This is a genomic window from Lentzea sp. NPDC055074 (assembly GCF_053608005.1).
This window is the reverse complement of record NZ_JBSGUQ010000012.1, coordinates 226,639-242,263: the sequence shown is the minus strand read 5'-3', so window position 1 is coordinate 242,263 and position 15,625 is coordinate 226,639. Positions and strand designations below refer to the sequence as shown.

The following is a 15,625-nucleotide window of genomic DNA, read 5'->3' as shown; positions in this document are numbered from 1 at the left end:
TTGGGCGCGACAACGGCGGTGACGAGGAATAACGTCGTTCTGGTGAGTGACCATGGGCACAGCTCGGCCGTGGCTGCGCTGAGCGCGCAGTACGCCGCGATGCGCGAAGGTGCGCCAGTGCGGCTCGCGAAGAAGACGTCGAACCTCTTCCGGTTCCGGGCCGACCAGGCCGGCGGGCTCGACGTCGGCAGGTTCGACCAGGTCCTGTCCGTGGACCCGGTCGGACGCACCGCACAGGTGCAGGGCATGACCACCTACGAGAACCTCGTCGCCGCGACACTTCCGCACGGCCTGATGCCGTTAGTGGTGCCGCAGCTCAAAACCATCACCATCGGCGGTGCCGTGGCGGGACTCGGCATCGAGTCCTCGTCCTTCCGCAACGGGCTGCCGCACGAGTCCGTGCGGGAGCTGGAGATCCTCACCGGCGACGGCGAGGTGGTCGTCGCCAAACCGGACGACGACCTGTTCCGCGCGTTCCCCAACTCCTACGGGACGCTCGGCTACGCGCTGCGCCTGGAGATCGAGCTGGAGCCGGTGCGCCAGTACGTCCGCCTGCGGCACGTGCCGTTCGGCTCGTTCGAGGAGTGCGCCGCCGTCATCGAGGAGGTCTGCGAGGACGGCTCGGCGGACTTCGTCGACGGCACCGTGTTCTCCCGGGGCGAGATGTACCTGACGTTGGGCCACTACGCCGACATCGCGCCCTACACGTCGGACTACACCGGCAACCAGATCTACTACCGGTCCATCCAGAAGCGCCGCACGGACCACCTCACGATCCACGACTACCTGTGGCGCTGGGACACCGACTGGTTCTGGTGCTCGCGGGCGTTCGGCGCGCAGAACCCGGTCGTCCGTCGCATGTGGCCGAAGCGCTACCTGCGTTCGGACGTGTACCGCAAGCTGGTCGCCAAACACCGGCAGCTGCGGCCGCGCACGGACGTCGAGCCGGTGATCCAGGACGTCGAGATCCCGATCGGGGGACTCGCCGACTTCCTCGACTTCTTCGACCGCGAGATCGGCATCTCGCCGGTGTGGCTGTGCCCGGTCCGCCTGCGTGACAACGCGGGCTGGCCGCTGTACCCGATGGACGCGGACAAGCTGTACGTGAACGTCGGCTTCTGGTCGGAGGTCCCGGTACGACCGGGGGAGAAGATGGGTGACCGCAACCGGCTGATCGAGCGCGAGGTGGCGCGGCTGGGCGGCCACAAGTCGCTGTACTCGGACTCCTACTACACCGAGGACGAGTTCTGGCGGCACTACAACGGTTCGCACTACCGGTCCGTGAAGGCCCGGTACGACCAGACGAACCGCCTGCCTGATCTGTACGCCAAGTGTGTCAGGGGACGATGAATGCGGTTGGCCTCCATTTTCCAGCGCATCACCGGTGGCAACGACGTTCGCTTCAAGGCCTACGACGGCAGTGCCGCCGGGCCTGACTCCGCTCCGGTCTCGATCGACATCAGGACGCCGGAAGCCTTGTCCTACCTGGCCTCCGCGCCAGGTGAGCTCGGCCTCGCCCGCGCCTACGTGACCGGTCACCTGGAGATACTCGGCGACGTGCACGCCGGTCTCTCCCAGCTCTCCGAGTTCTCACTGCGCGAACTGCCCGTGCTGCAACGGGTCGAGCTGCTCCGGTTCCTGGGGCGGATCCGGTTCTCGCACAAGGTGGTGCCTCCGCCGCAGGAGACCCGCCTGCACGGCATGCGTCACTCGAAGGCCCGCGACTCGCAGGCCATCGCCCACCACTACGACGTCTCGAACCAGTTCTACGCGTGGGTCCTCGGCCCGTCGATGGCCTACACGTGCGCGGTCTACCCGACTCTCGAGTCCACTTTGGAAGAAGCGCAGTTCGAGAAGCACGACCTCGTGGCGCGCAAGCTGGGGTTGAAGTCCGGCATGAAGCTGCTGGACGTCGGCTGCGGCTGGGGCGGCATGGTCATGCACGCCGCCCGCGAGTACGGCGTGCGCGCGATCGGCGTGACGTTGTCGCGCAACCAGGCGGAGTTCGCACAGAAGGCGATCGTCGAGGCGGGCCTGTCCGACCTCGCCGAGGTGCGGCACCTCGACTACCGCGACGTGCGCGAGACGGGGTTCGACGCGGTGTCGTCGATCGGCCTGACCGAGCACATCGGCAAGGCGCAGCTGCCGGCGTACTTCACGTCGCTGTACCGGAAGCTGAAGCCGGGCGGGCGGCTGCTCAACCACTGCATCACCCGTCCGGACAACAAGCAGAGAGCCCTGTCCGGGCCGTTCATCAACCGGTACGTGTTCCCGGACGGCGAACTGGTCGGGCCGGGGCACCTCGTGTCGCAGATGCACGACGCCGGGTTCGAGGTGCGGCACGAGGAGAACATCCGCGAGCACTACGCCCTGACCCTCGCCGCCTGGGGCCGCAACCTGGAGGCGCACTGGGACGAGGCCGTGGAGGAGGTCGGGGAGGCCCGGGCCCGGGTGTGGCGGCTGTACCTGGCGGCGTCACGGCTCGGGTTCGAGCGCAACAACATCCAGCTGCACCAGATCCTCGGGGTGAAGCTGGACGGGACGACGTCGCACATGCCGTTGCGCCCGGACTGGCTGTCCTGATCTTCGGCAAACCTCAAGAGTGATCTTCGGCAGATGTGCAGTGTGCGGTTCGGCAGATGTGCAGCAGCTAACTCGGCAGATGTGCAGTGAGCAGTTCGGCAGATGTGCATTCGACCGGTATGGTGAAGGGATGAGGGAAGCTGTTGACTATGTCCCTCGACGTGCGGCGGAGCTCGTGGCCGAGGCGTTGCTGGACACGCGCGTCGTAGTGCTGAACGGTGCGCGTCAGGTTGGTAAGAGCACCTTGGCCGAGAAGGTGCTCCGCCAGCACGGTGGAGCCGCCCGGTACCTGGACCAGGGACCGGTTCGCGCGATCGCCGAGGCAGACCCCGGCGCCTTCGTTCAGCACGACGGCCTGCTGCTGATCGACGAGGTGCAGCGCGTGCCCGACCTGTGGCTGGAGATCAAGCACACGGTCGATCGGGATCCGCGACCTGGAAGGTTCCTGCTCACGGGCTCGGCCCGGCTGCTGGCTCTGAAGGAACTGCCGGATGCCCTGCCTGGCCGTTCGGAGACGGTCGAGCTGTGGCCGCTGTCGCAGGGCGAGATCGACGGCACGACGGACGGGTTCGTGGACTCGGCTTTCGTGCGAGGCCCAGAGCTGCGCGCCGAGTGGCATGAGCTGCGCAAGAAGGACTACTTGGCACGAGCACGGCGCGGGGGCTATCCGGAAGCGTTGCTTCGCGAAAGCCCCCGACGTCGCACCAAGTTCTTCGAGGGGTACCTGGCCGACCTCATGGCGCGCGACGTGAAGCAGGTCGCCGACATCGAAAAGGCGAGCGACATGCGCAAGCTGATGTCGCTCCTTGCTGCGCAAACAGCGGGCATGCTGAGCTTCAACCGGCTCGCCGGCGAACTCGGGCTCAGCACGAACACGGTGAAGCGATACGTGGAGATCCTCGAAACGATCTACCTCGTGCGAACGGTGCCTGCGTGGTCGGCCAAAGCCACGACCCGTGCGGTGGCGACGCCGAAGGTGCTCTTCGTCGACTCCGGGATCGCCGCGCACCTCGGTGCCGACGAGGGCGCGCTGCTGGAGAACTTCGTGCTGGGGGAACTCGCTCGTCAGCTCACGTGGTCGGAGACACGGGCGACTCTGCACCACTACCGCGATCGCGATCAATACGAGGTCGATGCGGTGCTGGAGGACCATCTCGGCCATGTGATCGGTATCGAGGTCAAGGCCGCGGAGTCCGTCCGGACGGACGACTTCCGCGGCCTGCGGTTGCTGCAACGACGTCTGGGTGACAGGTTCCTCGCCGGCTTCGTGCTCTACTCCGGAGAGTTCTCGGGCAGCTTCGGCGACGGCATGACCTGCCTACCGATCTCGGCCCTCTGGACCACCTAGTGGTGTGACTCGGAACGTCGGCGAGGTGATCCACGCTCAGCAGGGCACCTCGCGGTGTCGCCCCCACGTCCCGTACAACCAGTACGAGGACGTGGGGGCGACACCACGATGCACCCGTCTGACCGGGAATTCCCCCGGCAACGTTCCGAGCCACACCACTAGCTCAGCCGGCTCACGATCTGCTTGGCCGTGTTGGACGGGATCGCGAACCCGATCCCCACGCTCCCGGCCTCCCCGCTGCTCGACGCCGGCGAGTAGATCGCCGAGTTGATCCCGACCAGCTCACCGGCCGCGTTCACCAGCGCCCCACCGGAGTTGCCGGGGTTGATCGACGCGTCGGTCTGGATCGCCTGGTACGACACGGAAGACGAGCGGCGGGTCTCGCCCGGCACGGTCACCTTGCGGTCCAGCGCGGACACGATGCCGGTCGTCACGGTGCCCTGCAGGCCGGACGGCGAGCCGATGGCCATCACCGCGTCGCCGACCTTCACCGAGTCCGAGTCCGCCCACTTGATCGGCGTCAGGCCCGACGCGCCGGAGACCTGCAGCACGGCGAGGTCCGAGGTGGCGTCCGTGTTGACGACGGTGGCGGGGAGCTCGCGGCCGTCGTTGAACTTCACCGTGATCTGGCCGCCGGCGGAGGCGACGACGTGGTTGTTGGTCAGGATCTTGCCGTCGGCGGAGAGGATCACGCCGGAGCCGAGGCCGTTGCCGACGTTCACCTGCACCACCGAGGGCAGCACGTCGGTGGCGACGTTGCTCCAGTCCAGTGTGGACGTGTTGGAGATCGTCTGGGCGGAGACGGAGGTCGACGTGGGGGTGCTGTCCGGCGAGGCGATCACCGCTCCGGTGACGCCTCCGAACAGGCCGGCGACGAGTGCCGCGGCCGTGAGCATCGGGGCCGTGCGGCGCCAGAACTTCGGGGCGACGACGGCGGGCTGCGGTTCCACCAGTGACCCGCTCATCGCGGGGAAGCTCTGCTCGGTCATGACTCCACGATGGACCCCGACCTTGTGAGCAACCTGTGCCGAAACCCTCGAAAACCCTGATAAGAACTAGCTGAGAAGCAGCGAGGAGATCTCTGAGACGGACAGCGCGGGGCCGAAGTACGGGCCCTGTGCTCCCGTCACGCCCAGCTCCGCCAGCCGTGACGCCTCGGCGGCGGTGCGCACCCCGTCGGCGTACAGCGGCAGCCGCAGCATCGCCGCCCACTGCAGCAGGGCGACGGCGGCGGTCTCCTCCATCCGGAGCGCTTCGGCGCTGAAGGCGTGGGCGACGGCGCTGTTGAACTTCAGGCCGCTCCACGGCAGCACGCGCAGCCGGCCGACGCCGACGTTGCCGCCGCTCACCTGGTCGACCACGAGGCCGATGCCGCGCTCGGTGAGGATCGTGAGCTCTTCGAGCTGGTCGTCGTTCAGCAACGTGGGGACGTGCTCGTGCAGTTCGAAGCGCAGCAACGACGTGGGCAGGCCCGTCCGGTCCAGCACGCGCACGACCTCGGCGACGAGCTCGGGCTCCTGGCAGAGCCGCAGGGGCAGGTCGATCGTCAGCTGGGGCGTGCGGGAGCCGAGTGCCTGGTGCCACTCGTTCATCTGCGTGCACGCCTCTTCGAGGGCCCAGCGCGCGAGCCGCACGATCATGCCGTTGCCGGTCGCTTGGCCCAGGAACATCTCGGGGCACAGCACGCCCCGCTCGGGGTGGTCCCAGACGATCTTGGCTTCCAGGGCGAGCACCGAGGAGTCGGCCAGCGAGCGCACCGGCAGGTAGTCGATGCGGAACTGGTTCTCCTCCAGCGCGCCGGGAATCGACGCCGCGAGCGCGTACCTCTCCTTGTCGCGCTGGTCGCGTTCCTTGTCGTACAACGCCCACTGCGCCTTGCCGTCGCGCTTGGCCCAGGTGACCGTCACGTCCGCCGCGCGCAGCAGGTCCGCCGCGTCACCGCCGCGGGCCGCGCGCGGGACGATGCCGATGCTGGTCGTCACGCCGACGCCGTGGCCGCCGATCCAGGTCGCCTCCTCCAGGAGCGCGGTGAACTCGTCGACCAGCGCGATCACAGAGGTGGTGTCGCGCGGGTCCCGGACCAGGACGCCGAACTCGTCCTCGCCGATGCGCGCGACCTTGGCGACCTCCTCGGGGAACACCGCCCGCAGGTGCGTCGCGACGTGCATCAGCACCCGGTTGCCCGTCTCGTGCCCGAACGCGTCGTTGATGCCGCGGAACCCGTCGATGTCGACCTGCACGAGCGCGAGCGTCTCCGGGCCCTTCGACCCGACGGCGCCCTCCAGCCAGCCGAGGAACTGCGCGCGGTTCGGCAGGCCGGTCTGCACGTCGTTGAGGCTCTGCCGCACGAGCTGGGACTGCAGCGCGCGCATCTCGCTCATGTTCTCGATCATCGTGACGAGGTACGGCGGCGTGCCGTCCTCCTCGCGCACCACCGAGATCGCCATGTGCGTCTGGATCGTCTCGCCGTCGCTGCGGACCATCCGCTTCTCGACCCGGATGTTGTCGTGCTCGGACGCGATCAGCTGCTTCGTGAGCTGCCGCAGCCCCTCCCGGTCGTCCGGGTGCACGAAGTCGCGGCCGCTCATCTTGCGGACGTCGTCGTGCTTGTGGTCGAGCATCGCGAGCAACGCCTCGTTGACGTCGATGATCTCGCCCTTGAGGTCGCTCACGACGATGCCGAACGCCGCGCTCTCGAAGATCGCCCGGAACTTCGCCTCGCTCGCCCTGACGGCGGCCTCCGCCTGGCGCATCGTGGTGATCGCGGCCGTGCGGCTGAGCTCCTGCTGGTCGAGCGTGCGGTCGCGCAGCCCCTCCGCGTACCCGGCGGCAAGGGCCGCGAGCTGGGCAGGCGTGGTCGGGGTGCGCTCACTGAGGATCGTGAGCGACTGCTCCAGCGTCGCGGAGGCGATGAAGTCGTGCTCGACCATCGACCGGCCGATCTGCCGCGCCTCGCGCACACCACCGCTGAGCAACTGCTCGACGTAGCTCGCGAGCAGTCGCTCGAGCTTCTCGCGCGTGAAGTTCGCGACGAGGGTGGTGGAGATCGCCGCTGCCCATGCAACGGCGGGCTCTCGGCTGTCGACCATGTTCATTCAGCTTCAGGTGGCCATTCGTGGAGACCGGGGTGAACTGCTGAGCGGCTGACGAGGTAGCCCACCGGGAGTGGGTCCAACCGGCAAGCTTACTGATCAGTCAGAACCTGTCCAACCGAACCTCGAATCCCGGTCAGGAATCGACGGATCGACCACGAATTCACTCGTTTGAACTAATGAATCACCTTGCTGAAGGCTAGCGGGCCAATTGTGAGGGGGTCTGTCTCCACGTCGAACAACGGTGTGTAACCAGTCGCCAGGTACAACCCTTTCGCCTCCGGCTGGCGCGGCCCGGTGGTGAGGTAGATCCTGTTGTACCCAAACGTTCTTGCCTCGTTCTCGAGCTCCACGAGCACCCGGCGCGCCAATCCACGCCTGCGGTGGTGCGAATGGGTCCAAATCCTCTTCATCTCGGCTGTTTCGGCGTCGTACCGCTTGAACGCACCACCGGCGACGGCCACACCGGATTCCATCAACAGGAGGAACTGTCCGTTCGGCGGTTCGAACACGTCCGCCGGTCGTTGCATCTCCTCTGCGCCCATCGGACCGTAACGAGACGTGTATTCGTACGTGAGCTCAGCGACCAATGGCGCCGCTTCCGGATCCGATTGCCGGACGCGGCGCACTTCGAGAGTCGTCATGCGGCGTTCGCCCGGTCGCGCTTGGCGACCTCCTCGCGCACGATCGGGATCACGTACCGGCCGAAGTCGATCGCGTCGTCGAGCAGGTCGTAGCCGCGCGCGGACAGGATGTCGACGCCCAGGTCGTAGTAGTCCAGCAACGCCTGCGCGACGGTCTCGGGCGTGCCGACCAGCGCGTTGGAGTTGCCCGCGCCGCCGGTCGCCTTCGCGGTGGGCGTCCACAGTGCGCGGTCGAACCGCTCACCGCGTTCCGCGACGGCCAGGAGCCGCTGCGACCCGGTGTTCTCCGGGTTCGTCAGCGAATGGCGGCGGCTCAACGGCCCGTTCGCCTTGCGCGCCTCGATCCGGTCGACCGTGCGGTGCGCCTTCTCCCAGGCGAGCTCCTCGGTCGGCGCGATGATCGGCCGGAACGCGACCTGGATGCGCGGCACGTCGGTCCGTCCGGCGTCCCTCGCGGCCTGCTTCACCGACTCGATCTGCTGCGCGGTCTCGGCCAGCGGCTCGCCCCACAGGCAGAAGATGTCGGCCTCCGCGCCACCCGCCGCGTAGGCCGCGGGCGAGGAACCGCCGAACGACACGTTCGGGCGCGGCTGCTGCACGGGGAACACGTCGCTCACGAAGTCCGCGAAGTGGTAATGCTCGCCGTCGTGGTCGAACGCGGACCTGCTGGTCCACGCCTTCTTGACGATCTGGATGTACTCGCGGGTGCGGCTGTAGCGCTGGTCCTTGGACAGGTAGTCGCCCTCGCGCTGCTGCTCGTGGTCCGTGCCGCCGGTGATGAAGTGCACGGTCAGCCGGCCGTCGCTGATCTGGTCGAGCGTCGCGAACGTCTTGGCCGCGAACGTCGGGTAGCTGACGTTCGGGCGGTGGGCCAGCAGGATCTGCAGCTTGTCGAGCTTGCTGGCGAGGTAGGCGGCCGCCGCCGACGGTTCCGGCGCGCCCGACCCGTACGCGAACAGCACGCGGTCCCACCCGTGCTCCTCGTGCGCCCTGGCGAGCCTGAGCGTGTAGTCCTTGTCGAACGCGCCGCTGGACGAGCGCGGCGTCGTTTCCGATCCGTCGTTCGTGGCGGCGATCCCGAGAAACTCAACTGGCATGACCGAATCCCCAGAACTGGTAGTGGGAGTGGGGGCGCGTTGAGGGAGGCGCGCCTTCGAGTGCACACCTCGGCCGGGGAAGTCGCAACGACGTCCACAGAGCGGGATTTGCTTGCACGCGCGGGGTACCGTGGTGGTGTTCGCGTTGAGGGGCGCGGCTCGTTTCTCGTTGTCCTCCAACGGAAAGACGCGCATGCGCTCACTCGTCGTGATCGGTGGCGGCCCTCGTGCCGCCGGCCTGCTGGAACGCATCGCCGCCCAGTCGCCCACGGTGCCGCTGGCCGTGCACGTGGTCGACCCGTTCCCGCCCGGCGCGGGCCGGGTGTGGCGGCACGCCCAATCCCCGTTGCTGCGCATGAACTCCATGGCCGAGGACGTGACGGTCTTCACGGACTCGTCGTTCGACGGTGCCGGCCCGATCCGTCCCGGTCCCTCGCTCGCCGAGTGGACCGACGTCGACCCGACGGCGTTCCCGTCACGTCAGGTGCAGAGCCGGTACCTGGAGTGGTTCTTCGACCACGTCAGGAAATCTCTGCCTCCGAACATCTCTGTGACCGTGCATCGGGCGACGGCGTTGAAGGTCGTCGGCAACCGGGTGTGGCTCGACAACGGGGAGTCGTTGAACGCGGACGTGCTCGTGCTCGCGCTGGGGCACCTCGACGCCGAGCTCGAACCCGAGCACCGCAAGCTCGCCGAGCACGCGGCGGAGCACGGCCTGACCTACGTGCCGCCGCTGTACTCGGCCGACGCGGACCTGTCGGCGGTGTCCGGTGACGTGGTGCTGCGCGGGTTCGGGCTGGCGTTCATCGACCTGATGGTGCTGTTGACCGAGGGGCGCGGCGGCCGGTACGTGCGCGGCCCGGAGGGACTTTCCTACGTGCCATCGGGTCTGGAGCCGACGCTGTACGTGGGCTCACGCCGTGGCGTCCCGTACCACTCGAAGACCGGCTACCGGCTGCAGGGAACGCGCCCGGCGTTGCCGCACTTCTTCGTCGCGGACACCTTGCAGGGAAAGGAACTGGACTTCCGCGGCGACGTGTGGCCGTTGATGGCCAAGGAGATCGCGTGGGGCCACTACCACGAGCTGTTCACCGGCCACCCCGGTCTGGTGCGGATGCCGTTCGTGGAGTTCGCCGCCTCGTTCACCGCCTTGCCCTGGTACAGCGAGGAGATGCGGGAGCTGGAAGAGCTCGCCGTGCCCGATCCGGCCGACCGCATCGACTTCGAACGCCTCGACCGCCCGCTGGCCGGCGTGACGTTCGCGACCGCCGAGGAGTTCCAGGAGCACCTGCGCGCGTACGTCGAGGCGGACGTCACCCGGCGCTCGGACCCCCGGCACAGCGCCGACCTGGGGGCGTTCCTGGCACTGCTGTCGGTCTACGGCCAGCTGGCGGGCCTCATGCCGTTCGACGGCTGGTGGCACGGCTACTTCAGCTACCTGGCCTCGGGCCCGCCGCCGGACCGGCTGGAGGAGCTGCTGGCGTTGTCGCGCGCGGGGATCGTGCGGTTCCTCGGCGCCGACATGTGGGTGGACGCGGAGGAGGACGCCTTCGTGGCGGGCAGCGCGACGACGCCGGACGTGTTGCGCGCCAACGGGTTGATCGAGGCCCGGCTGCCCACGCACTCGTTGTCGCGCACGGCTGACCCGGTGCTGAGGTCGTTGCGCGCGGTCGGCGACGTCTCCGAGGACGCCGCCGGACTGGTGCGGGTGTCGCCGGTCGGCCGTCTGATCAACGAGCACGGTGACGAGGACCCGACCAGGTTCGCGGTCGGGCCCTACACGACGGGGAAGGCGTTCGCGGCGTTCGCACGGCCTCAGACGAACGCGCCCGCGTTCCGGCAGAACGACGTGCTGGCGCGGGAGATCCTGTCGGTGCTAGGCGACTGAGGTGTAGCGCCCCTGGTGCCGCACCAGGGGCGTGGCGATGTCGGAGTGCGTGATGTCCAACGGCTCCCCGACCAGCGCCACGTGGTCGCCGACCGCGATCCGCCGCGAGGTCCTGCACCGCAACCGGACCGGTGCGTCCAGCAGCCACGGCACGCCGTCGTCGTCCTCCTGCCAGCGGGTGCCGGGCCCGAACCGGTCGACGCCCTTGGTGGCGAACAGGTCGGCGAGCCCGGTCTGCGCGGCCTCCAGCAGGTGCACGGCGAACAGGGGAGCGGTCCGCAGCACCGGCCACACCGAGGCGCCCTCGCCGATCCACACGACGACGAGCGGCGGTTCGAAGCTCACCGACGTGAACGAGGAGACCGTCGTGCCGACCGGGCCTTCCGCGCCGGTGGCCGTGACGATCGTGACGGCCTGGGCGTGGTGCTTCAACGCGTCGCGCAGCCGTTCCTTCATCGCAGCACCTTCAGCGCGTCGAGGTCGAAGTCCGCAGCGTCGGCGGGAAGTGCCGACTCGGTGAGGAAGAAGGCCTGGGGCACAACGGCTCCCAGCTCGGCCAGCACCGGCCGCAGGTGCACCTCGACGGCCAGGGCGTGCTTGTCGGCCGCCGCGATCTGCAGCGGGACCACGAGCTTGCCGCTCAACCAGCCCGGCGGGGCCTGGTCCAGCACGGCCTTCAGCAGCCCGGTGTACGCGGCCTTGTACGTCGGAGTCGCCACGACCAGGACCTCGGCCTGACCGAGCGACGCCAGCGCGGCCTTGATCGTCTCGGGTTCCGTGAACACGGCGGGAGCGAGGTCCGCCGCCTCGACGACGGGCCCCTCGACGGGCACGCCCAGCGCGGCGGCGAGCGCCTCGCGCAGGGCCAGGGCCGCCTGCGACGTGCGCGAGGCGGGCCGCGGGTTGCCGACCAGAACACCGATCTGCGTCATGCCTCCAGCACAGCCGCAAGCCCGGGGACCGTCAACCCGCGTCCACCACGCGAGAACTACTTGACCGCGTCTGCTGCGGAACGTCCGGCGACCCGCCCGGAGAACAGGCAGCCGCCGAGGAACGTGCCCTCCAGCGCCCGGTACCCGTGCACGCCACCGCCACCGAATCCCGCGGCCTCACCGGCGGCGTACAGGCCCGGCAGCACCTCGCCGGAGGTGTCGAGCACCCGCGACGACAGGTCGGTGTGCAGGCCGCCCAGCGTCTTGCGGGTGAGCACCGAGAGCCTGACCGCGATCAGCGGACCGGCCTTCGGGTCGAGCAGCCGGTGCGGCTCGACGACGCGGATCAGCTTGTCCGTCAGGAAGTTGCGGGTCTGGCGGATCGCGTTGATCTGCATGTCCTTGCTCAGCCCCGCGGTGACCTGGCGGTCGCGCTCGACGATCGTCTTCTCCAGCGCGGCCGCGTCGATCCTGCTGTCGCCGGTGAGCGCGTTCATGCCGCGAGCCAGGTCCGCGACCGTGCCCGCCTGGATGAATTCCTTGGACTTCTGCGCGAACGCCTCGACCGGCGCGACGGCTCCCGGCAGCGCGCGCTTGAGGACGGCCCTGGTGTCCTTGCCCGTCAGGTCGGGGTTCTGCTCGGAGCCCGACAGCGCGAACTCCTTGCCGATGATCCGCTTGTTCAGCACGAACCACGAGTGCTCGTGGCCGTGGGAAGTGATGTGCTGCAACGACCCCAGCGCGTCGAAGCCGGGGAACAGCGGGATCGGCAGCCGCTTGCCGTCGGCGTCGAGCCACAGCGGCGACGGGCCGGGCAGGATGCGGATGCCGTGCCGCGACCACACGGGCGCGTAGTTCGCGATGCCCTCGGGGTAGTGCCACATGCGGTCGGCGTTGATGATCGCGCCGCCGGCCTTCTGCGTGATCTCGAGCATCGAGCCGTCGACGAAGTCCGGGACGCCGGCGAGCATGAACTTCGGCGGCTTCCCCATCCGCTCCGGCCAGTTCTTGCGCACCAGGTCGTGGTTGCCGCCGATGCCGCCGGACGTGACGATCACGGCCTGCGCCCTGAGCGAGAACTCGCCGACCGCGGTCCGCGAGCTCGGTTCGGCCCTCTCGACCGACGACGGCTCCAGCACGTCACCGGACACGCCGTCGCACACGCCGTTCGTGACGTCGACGCTCGTGACCTTGTGGCGGAACTTGAGCGTCACGAGTCCCTTCGCGACACCCTCCCGCACCCGGCGCTCGAACGGTTCGACGATGCCCGGCCCGGTGCCCCACGTGACGTGGAAGCGCGGCACCGAGTTGCCGTGCCCGTCCGCCAGGTAGCCGCCGCGCTCCGCCCACTGCACGAACGGGAACCAGCGGACCCCCATGTCGTGCAGCCAGGAGCGCTTCTCGCCGGCGGCGAAGTCCACATAGGCCTGTGCCCACAGTCGGGGCCAGTGGTCGTCGTCGCGGTCGAACGCCGCGGAGCCCATCCAGTCCTGCAGCGCCAGGTCGTGCGAGTCCTTGACCCGCAGCCTGCGCTGCTCGGGGGTGTCCACCATGAACAACCCGCCGAACGACCACCACGCCTGACCGCCGAGCGACGCTTCCGGCTCCTGGTCGAGGAGGATGACCTTGCGACCCGCGTCCGCGAGCTCTGCGGTCGCGACGAGACCTGCGAGGCCCGCGCCGACGACGATGACATCCGCGTCATGTGCCATCGGGCGAGTCTAGTGGCGTGCCCAGGTCACGCACGAGACCTGAGTCAGTTTCACTTTTGGGGAGAGTGTTCGCATGAGCTTCCGGCCGGTGTCCGAGGTGGGCTTCGCGACCAGGACCGCGCGGTTCGTGGCTCCCGGCTCCGTGACGAACGGCGAGTTCGGCCTGTTCGAGTGGCGGATGGAGGCCCGCGGGCCCGGTGCGCGGCCGCACTTCCACAAGACGTTCTCGGAGTCGTTCTACGTGCTCGAGGGCGAGATCACGCTGCTGGACGGCGACGAGTGGGTGCGCGCCGGCGAGGGCGACTTCCTGTACGTGCCCGCGAACCGCCCGCACGCGTTCCGCAACGACGGCGACGCTCCCGCCCGGATGCTGATCCTGTTCTCGCCCGGCATCGCCCGCGAGAACTTCTTCCTGGAGGTCGCAGGCGTGAAGGACCTGTCCGAGGAGGAGGTCGTCGCGTTCTACGAGCGCCACGACCAGCACAACCTCTGAGGGTGCCGCCGACCGCCACTACCGGTGAGGGGGGTTTACCGGAGTGCCGGCCGACGGCGGGTCGACCGCGGCGCGAGCACGCGACACCTGCGGAAGGGCTTTTCCGACCTGGGGGTGTCGGATCGCCCCGGCGCGCAGCTCGAGCGCCAGCGGCCAACCACATTGTTGAACGTACAACCGGACCGCTGTGTTCCGGTCGGCTTTGACTGTGACCAGGCTCAATTCCTTCAGCTCGTCTTCAGGTTCCGCCTCAGGACAGGTCGTTGAGCCGGCGCTCGGCGGCCTTGCGGGCCTTCTCGGCCGCCGACGTGACGCGCTTGGCGTCCTCCAGCCGTTCCGCGGCGCGGTCGAACGCCCGCTGCGCGGCCAGCTGGTCGGCCTGGGCCTCGCCCACGGCCTGTTCGGCCTCGTCCACCGCCTGCTGGGCCTCGGCGCGCTTGCGCTCCTGCCGTTCCCTGCGCTTGCGGGCGAGCGCGTCCTCGCCGTCCTGCGCGGGCTCCGGCGCCGGCAGCGCGAACCCGAAACCCGAGTACTCGAGACCCTTGGTGAGGTGCCCGTGCCGCACCTGCTCGGCGGACTCCGGGTCGGCCATCGCGGCCGTGAGGGTGTTGCGCACCTGCGTGACGGCGTCGTCCGCGAGCGGGCCCGTCAGCTCCAGGGTGCGGTAGACGAGGGCCTCCATGAGCTCTTTGCGCTTGCGGCCCAGCTCGCGCATGGTCAGCTGGGCGGTGGAGAGCCCCAGGGCCTCCTCCAGGCCCTCCGGTGCGTCCCGGACGAGCTTGTTGACCGCCCAGGCGCCCACCGTGGGCTTGCGGAGGTCCTGGATGGCCTTGGCCAGGTCCTTGTCGTCGGTCTGCTTGGCCGCGGCGTTGCGGGCCGCGGTGAAGTCCTTCGGAGGCAGGCCGTAGAGCTCGTCGGCGACCGGCTTCAGGTCCATGGGCGCAAGGTAGCGCCTGACCGGTCCTCAGTCCTGCCGAATGGTCTTCAACAGCCTGAGGTCCTGGCGCGTTGAAGAGACAGGATCGGGTACACAGGAGGGAGACATGCACACCAGGTGGAGATGGGTCCTGTTCGGCCTCGGCATCGCCGTGGCCGCCGTCGGGCCGCTCGCGGCCAAGGACGGCCCCTGGTACGCCTACGTCTTCGGCGGCCTGTGGTTCCTCATGGGCGCCACGGTGGCGTGGCGGACCTTCGACATGGGCACGAAGCTCACCGAGCAGGGCATCACGTCGAACGGCCTCGACCGCCAGACCGTCCTCGAATGGTGTGACGTCGAGGGCATCGTGCTCGCGCGCAAACGGAACCTGATCTTCTTCCACACCATCGCGCCCACGGTCGAGCTCCGCCGGGGCAAGACGCGGCTGACCGAGCTGAGCCTGCTCTCGATCAAAAAGGACTCGGTGCCCGGACGGACCGCGAAGCACGTGACGGAACTCCAGCAGGCACTCGCCGCACATCGGGCGATGTGTCCGGAGTGCGGAGCGCAGCCCAAAGCGCTCGCGACCCGTCAGGGGATCGTCGGTCGGCTGCGAACGAGATTGCGTGAGCTAATGGGCGGAAATAGCGATCGGTCCATCGTCCGCTGACCGGAACCCGTTACACGCCAACATCGTTCACCGTTGACGCAGCCTTGACATTCCCCTCTATCAGCTCTTGACTGGAGGGAGGTTGCTCGTTCCGTTGCAGAAAAGAAACGTGCAGCACTAAAGGCGCGCCTTTTCAAGAGACTGAACAGTCCAATGTGGATCCGGAGAATACTCCGGGAAGACGATTGCCCCTCGCGAGGCGAAGAGATGTGCTTCGGAGCACTCTTTACCCCACGAAGGGCACATGCGC

Annotated in this window: 14 protein-coding genes; 6 read left to right on the top strand and 8 right to left on the bottom strand. The window is 68.6% G+C overall.

Features of this window, described 5'->3' with window-relative positions:
• Positions 1-99: 99 nt before the first annotated feature.
• From ACWF7A_RS26595 to ACWF7A_RS26585, 3 genes are all read left to right on the top strand, one after another.
• Positions 100-1,350 carry an FAD-binding oxidoreductase gene (locus ACWF7A_RS26595; RefSeq protein WP_452253236.1) on the top strand — a complete coding sequence of 417 codons (1,251 nt, stop codon included), beginning with the start codon at positions 100-102 and terminating at the stop codon, positions 1,348-1,350.
• Positions 1,351-2,583, top strand: coding sequence for a class I SAM-dependent methyltransferase (locus tag ACWF7A_RS26590; protein WP_452253210.1), 1,233 nt, complete (start codon positions 1,351-1,353; stop codon positions 2,581-2,583).
• 79 nt (positions 2,584-2,662) lie between these two features.
• Positions 2,663-3,931, top strand: a complete 1,269-nt coding sequence (locus ACWF7A_RS26585) for an ATP-binding protein (protein ID WP_452253209.1) — start codon at positions 2,663-2,665, stop codon at positions 3,929-3,931.
• Positions 3,932-4,089: 158 nt separating this feature from the next.
• Here ACWF7A_RS26585 and ACWF7A_RS26580 read toward each other — a convergent pair whose 3' ends face one another.
• The 4 genes from ACWF7A_RS26580 to ACWF7A_RS26565 all read right to left on the bottom strand — a co-directional run bounded on the left by ACWF7A_RS26580 (position 4,090) and on the right by ACWF7A_RS26565 (position 8,764).
• Entirely contained in the window at positions 4,090-4,920 is an 831-nt protein-coding gene (locus ACWF7A_RS26580; RefSeq protein WP_452253208.1) for a S1C family serine protease, read from the bottom strand.
• A 66-nt stretch (positions 4,921-4,986) separates the two neighbouring features.
• Complete coding sequence (locus ACWF7A_RS26575; protein ID WP_452253207.1) at positions 4,987-7,020, bottom strand: putative bifunctional diguanylate cyclase/phosphodiesterase; 2,034 nt, start codon at positions 7,018-7,020, stop codon at positions 4,987-4,989.
• Positions 7,021-7,199: 179 nt separating this feature from the next.
• Positions 7,200-7,667: a GNAT family N-acetyltransferase gene (locus ACWF7A_RS26570; protein ID WP_452253206.1), complete on the bottom strand. Its 468-nt coding sequence runs from the start codon at positions 7,665-7,667 to the stop codon at positions 7,200-7,202.
• Positions 7,664-8,764 carry an LLM class flavin-dependent oxidoreductase gene (locus ACWF7A_RS26565; RefSeq protein WP_452253205.1) on the bottom strand — a complete coding sequence of 367 codons (1,101 nt, stop codon included), beginning with the start codon at positions 8,762-8,764 and terminating at the stop codon, positions 7,664-7,666. Before ACWF7A_RS26565 ends, ACWF7A_RS26570 begins: the two co-directional genes overlap by 4 nt.
• 193 nt (positions 8,765-8,957) lie before the next feature.
• On the opposite strand from ACWF7A_RS26565, the gene ACWF7A_RS26560 reads away from it, so the two are divergent.
• Positions 8,958-10,652 carry an FAD/NAD(P)-binding protein gene (locus tag ACWF7A_RS26560; protein WP_452253204.1) on the top strand — a complete coding sequence of 565 codons (1,695 nt, stop codon included), beginning with the start codon at positions 8,958-8,960 and terminating at the stop codon, positions 10,650-10,652.
• Here ACWF7A_RS26560 and ACWF7A_RS26555 read toward each other — a convergent pair.
• The 3 genes from ACWF7A_RS26555 to ACWF7A_RS26545 are packed head-to-tail and all read right to left on the bottom strand — an operon-like array spanning position 10,641 to position 13,296.
• Positions 10,641-11,108: a flavin reductase family protein gene (locus ACWF7A_RS26555; RefSeq protein ID WP_452253203.1), complete on the bottom strand. Its 468-nt coding sequence runs from the start codon at positions 11,106-11,108 to the stop codon at positions 10,641-10,643. The genes ACWF7A_RS26560 and ACWF7A_RS26555 overlap by 12 nt on opposite strands.
• Positions 11,105-11,584 (bottom strand): NADPH-dependent FMN reductase, encoded by a 480-nt coding sequence (locus ACWF7A_RS26550; RefSeq protein ID WP_452253202.1) that lies wholly within the window; start codon positions 11,582-11,584, stop codon positions 11,105-11,107. The genes ACWF7A_RS26555 and ACWF7A_RS26550 overlap by 4 nt, the downstream gene beginning before the upstream one ends.
• 56 nt (positions 11,585-11,640) lie before the next feature.
• Complete coding sequence (locus ACWF7A_RS26545; protein WP_452253201.1) at positions 11,641-13,296, bottom strand: FAD-binding dehydrogenase; 1,656 nt, start codon at positions 13,294-13,296, stop codon at positions 11,641-11,643.
• 73 nt (positions 13,297-13,369) lie between these two features.
• Between ACWF7A_RS26545 and ACWF7A_RS26540 the strand changes: the two genes are divergently transcribed.
• A complete protein-coding gene (locus ACWF7A_RS26540; protein ID WP_452253200.1) occupies positions 13,370-13,789 on the top strand; it encodes a cupin domain-containing protein in 420 nt (139 codons plus the stop codon).
• 250 nt (positions 13,790-14,039) lie between these two features.
• Here the strand turns inward: ACWF7A_RS26540 and ACWF7A_RS26535 are convergent, their stop codons facing one another.
• On the bottom strand, positions 14,040-14,726 hold the full coding sequence (locus ACWF7A_RS26535; protein ID WP_452253199.1) for a hypothetical protein: 687 nt from the start codon (positions 14,724-14,726) through the stop codon (positions 14,040-14,042).
• 106 nt (positions 14,727-14,832) lie between these two features.
• Here ACWF7A_RS26535 and ACWF7A_RS26530 point away from each other — a divergent pair, with 106 nt between their 5' ends.
• Entirely contained in the window at positions 14,833-15,375 is a 543-nt protein-coding gene (locus tag ACWF7A_RS26530) for a hypothetical protein (protein WP_452253198.1), read from the top strand.
• Positions 15,376-15,625 lie beyond the last annotated feature (250 nt).